Genomic DNA, 3,871 nt, shown 5'->3' with positions numbered 1-3,871 from the left:
TAAGGTTCCTAGAAGTTGATTGATTTCAGGTAATCCATTTGCTGACTGAGTTCTTTTACATTGAACTTTGATGATGGGCGGTTCAAAGCCTAATACATCTTTATGAGCAATAATGTCGACTCCACCATCGCCTGATCTTTGAGTAATTCTTGCGACATAGCCCATACATTCAAGTAGGTGAGCCACGAACTCCTCAAATTGATAACCATTTAAGTTTGAATGTAGTTGCTCAATAATGAAGTCTTCTGTGGAGGTTTTAGCTGTTTCATTGATTGATTTAGCTAAGAATTCTTTATCATCTAAATTTTCAGTTAATTCTTCTTCGAGGTCTGTTACAACTTCAACCTCTGATTCAATAGCATCGGTTAAACCAAGATGTTTAAAGATTTCATTTGAAGTATGTTGCTTGACCCTAAAAATTGTAATAAATGCGCCTAATTCATTTAGGGTTGATTGGGTGAAGGTATTTCTTGGAATACCATTTGATGTTAACCAATCAATTTTTCTTCTATTCTGATAATCATCATCTAGGACACTTTCATCAAAGTAATAGTCGCTTGTAATGGTTCCAACATAAACCATACGATCTATTTTAGATGGTTATACAACATAATCACCAAGTTTCATTTCATTAATAAATCGGAACAACGGGCTTGATTGAGTTCTGATCGATGACTCAGTAGATGTAGGTTGTACTTCTTTGAGAGCTGTTTTGAGACTATCTCTATCAGTGAATTTAGAGAGATCACCTAATTCGGACCAACCAATTCCAATAAACCCCTGCTCAATAGGTGCTAAGCCTACAGAACGATCCATGTGAATTCCCCATACATTTTTGTTCATTTTCACTCTCTTTAAGCTGTTGGAATATATCTAATAATTGATGTATGTAAGGAGCTTAATACTATTGTTCGTTGAATAGTAGAGTAATCTAAGTTTCATTGAAATCATGCTTAATTAGGTTAAGGAAGTAGACTGTCTTGAAACTTGATTAAATGAGTGGTCATCACTTAATAGTAAGTAATTCATCCCACTTAAAGTAGTTTTGAGTGAGTCGATCTCGTGACATATTCCAATTGCGATTTGGCATCTGACTTGCACCTAAAGCAATCTTAGATTTGCCATACTTGCGGTGGATCTCATCAAGAGAATCCATCAAACCATCACTCAACTCTATTCGTCTTATGTCAGTGAAAAGGTCATACATATGACTCTGCTTTGGCTCAAGGCATGTCAGAATCACTCCACATTTCTTGAAAGCAACATCCTTTGTATATAGCTCATTAATCATTGCTGTTGCAATCTTAGAGAGGATTAGTAAGTTGTCTGTTGGTTCAGGCAATGCAAATGAGAGAGACTTATTGTAGAAGGGCTTAGCTGTATCAAATGGATTTGATTGAACGAAACCAATCAAACAACCACATAGTAATTTATCATCCCTTAATCTGCCTACTGCATCCATCACATACTTTGAGATGGCTTCTTTGAGATCATCAATTTGATGTACTCGTTGACCGAAGGAACGACTCGCTACGATCTGCTTCTTGGCAGGAGGTGAGTGTTCCAATTCAATGCAGGCTACTCCATGTAGTTCTAGTAATGTGCGTTGCATGACGATAGAGAATTGGTCTCGGATCATTTGAGGTGAAGCCAAAACAAAATCCATAACAGAATGGATACCCATGCTGTTGAGCTTCTTAGTATGCTTTCGACCAATACCCCATACTTCACTTACATCAATTGCTTGATACAAGTTCTCGGCTGAGCATGGATCCATTGAAACTAAGTTGCATATACCACTGAAGTAAGCATTCTTCTTGGCAATATGGTTTGCGAGTTTGGCTTCAGTTTTTGATCGGCCAATGCCAATACACACCGGTAAACCAAGCCAAGAGAAAACACGCTGACGAATCTGCTGGGCATAGTCAGTCAGATCATAGTTGCCAAAGTGAGCTGTCAGATCAAGGAAGCATTCATCAATCGAGTAGATCTCCTGTTCTTGAGGGGCTACAAAATCAGAGAGCACCTTCATGAATCTGCGAGACATCTCAGCATACAAAGCATAGTTGCTCGAGAGTACTTGTACCTGATGTTTCTCTACAATATCCTTGATCTGAAAGAGAGGTACACCCATTTTGATACCTAAGTCTTTGGCTTCTTGAGAGCGTGCAACAGCACAGCCATCGTTGTTGGAGAGAACAATGACAGGCTTGACGTTAAGGCTAGGGTTGAAGATCCTTTCACAACTGACATAGCAGTTGTTGATGTCCACCAAAGCGTAGACTTTGCTTTTACAATCCATGTAATGAAACCAAGAAGTAGAGTTATTGTTTTACTTACGCTTTCTGAATGGCTTCAATACATATGTGACAACACCCCAAATAATCATCTCTTGGCCATCTTTGAGATGTATGTCTGAAAACTCTGGATTCTCTGCTTTAAGCCAACGGCTATTAGCTTCAATCATTAAGCGTTTAACGGTGAACTCGTTGTCGATGAGAGCGATGACAATGTCTTCATGCTTGGCTTCAATGCTTCGATCTACGACGAGCTCATCATCAATGTCGATTCCTGCATCTCGCATGGAAAGAGAAGCAACCTTAACGATGAATGTGGCAGCCTCATTTTTTATGAGGTGTTCATTCATGTCCAAGGTTTTGTCTACATAGTCTTGTGCAGGAGAAGGGAAGCCAGCTGCAACCTTCTCTGAAGCCAAAGGAATATGCATGAAGGTACTTGGATCAACCAACGTGATCGAAGCTACATCATTGAATCTGGCTTCTTTGGATTTAGCCAAGTAATTCTTGATCTCGATGACACGAGACTCAGGAACACGTACAACCTTTGTTGGTTCGTCGTACAAGGACTTTCTTCCGGCACCTTCTCTACTACCACCACGTTGTCCAACCATACAATTCACTCCCCAATAATTGAATATGTAACATAATCAAATGATATGGATGAGCTTAATCTAAGACAATGAAATTACGATGAATGGTTAAGGCAGCTTATCGGAGAATGTTCCATCTATGAGATCGCTACTGTGTCAATGGAGAAGTCAGACCAATAGGAATGAAGTGTCGCCCTCCTGGGCGGTGGTTTGGGATAACCCATTAACTCAAACCCAAATCAAAGGAAACCAACATGAAAATCACTCCAACTCATGTCAGCTTAAGCCAAGATGAAATTCACGATGCGATTATGATGTACCTCAATGAATCAGGTATTAACACTTCTAATCGACTTGACATCGTAGGCATCCTGCCACATTCCATAACTATTCATCTCGTTAAAGATCGCTTGGTATATCTGCAGCAACCATTGGATTTAAGAGGGAAACCAAAAGGTTTTAGATAATTGTTAAATCCAACATCATTATTCTCTTTGTGAAGCCACTGCAAACTTGAAGCATGAGCCACGAACGCAGTGAGGTGGCGATAATGCGGGAAAGTTTGCAGTGGCGGTATTACAAGAATGTTAAGAAAGTCGCAGGGCTTTTTTACAAACCTAAGATCTATGACATGAGCTAAAAATCAATAAAACTATGGTTTCACTATGCTCTGGGAAAGCCAAATAAGACGCATATCTACTTGGAATTTATGAATCTTCATTAATAAGAAAAAGCTATAAATCTATGGTTTACTCAAAGAGTTTAGCTAATCATTCTTCAGGGCCAGACTATAGTCTATCAATTTGGTTTTGTGTAAAAATCACTCAATTAGTAGAAATGTTTTTGACAAATTTCTTGACAAGGTTTATTCTCTAATAAGACTAGAATTGATTATATAATACATATACATACTAAATAATCATATATTATATTAGTACCTAAAAAACCATGAAAGACATATTATGTCTTTCATGGTTTTTT

General features: G+C 38.4%; 5 protein-coding genes. 1 reads left to right on the top strand and 4 read right to left on the bottom strand.

Features of this window, described 5'->3' with window-relative positions; genetic code table 11:
* The 4 genes from B4033_RS10040 to B4033_RS10025 form a co-directional block, all read right to left on the bottom strand.
* Positions 1–582: restriction endonuclease (locus B4033_RS10040; protein WP_286833592.1), on the bottom strand; the 582-nt coding region annotated here is incomplete at its 3' end.
* An 18-nt stretch (positions 583–600) separates the two neighbouring features.
* The gene (locus B4033_RS10035; protein WP_286833590.1) at positions 601–816 is read right to left on the bottom strand and encodes a hypothetical protein; all 216 of its coding nucleotides are present in this window, start codon (positions 814–816) and stop codon (positions 601–603) included.
* 190 nt (positions 817–1,006) lie between these two features.
* Positions 1,007–2,302, bottom strand: a complete 1,296-nt coding sequence (locus tag B4033_RS10030) for a Y-family DNA polymerase (protein WP_286833588.1) — start codon at positions 2,300–2,302, stop codon at positions 1,007–1,009.
* 30 nt (positions 2,303–2,332) lie between these two features.
* Positions 2,333–2,911: a LexA family protein gene (locus B4033_RS10025; protein ID WP_286833586.1), complete on the bottom strand. Its 579-nt coding sequence runs from the start codon at positions 2,909–2,911 to the stop codon at positions 2,333–2,335.
* A gap of 233 nt (positions 2,912–3,144) precedes the next feature.
* Here B4033_RS10025 and B4033_RS10020 point away from each other — a divergent pair, with 233 nt between their 5' ends.
* Entirely contained in the window at positions 3,145–3,357 is a 213-nt protein-coding gene (locus B4033_RS10020) for a hypothetical protein (RefSeq protein ID WP_286833585.1), read from the top strand.
* Positions 3,358–3,871 lie beyond the last annotated feature (514 nt).

Origin of the sequence: Acinetobacter sp. UBA3132, from assembly GCF_002364825.1 — a bacterium.
GTDB lineage: Bacteria > Pseudomonadota > Gammaproteobacteria > Pseudomonadales > Moraxellaceae > Acinetobacter > Acinetobacter schindleri.
The sequence above is the reverse complement of the archived record's forward strand: the minus strand, read 5'-3'. Positions and strand labels throughout refer to the sequence as shown.

Coding starts and splice junctions, on each gene's coding strand:
- B4033_RS10035 (WP_286833590.1), bottom strand. CDS start 816: ATGGATCGTTCTGTAGGCTTAGCACCTATTGAGCAGGGGTTTATTGGA.
- B4033_RS10030 (WP_286833588.1), bottom strand. CDS start 2,302: ATGGATTGTAAAAGCAAAGTCTACGCTTTGGTGGACATCAACAACTGC.
- B4033_RS10025 (WP_286833586.1), bottom strand. CDS start 2,911: ATGGTTGGACAACGTGGTGGTAGTAGAGAAGGTGCCGGAAGAAAGTCC.
- B4033_RS10020 (WP_286833585.1), top strand. CDS start 3,145: ATGAAAATCACTCCAACTCATGTCAGCTTAAGCCAAGATGAAATTCAC.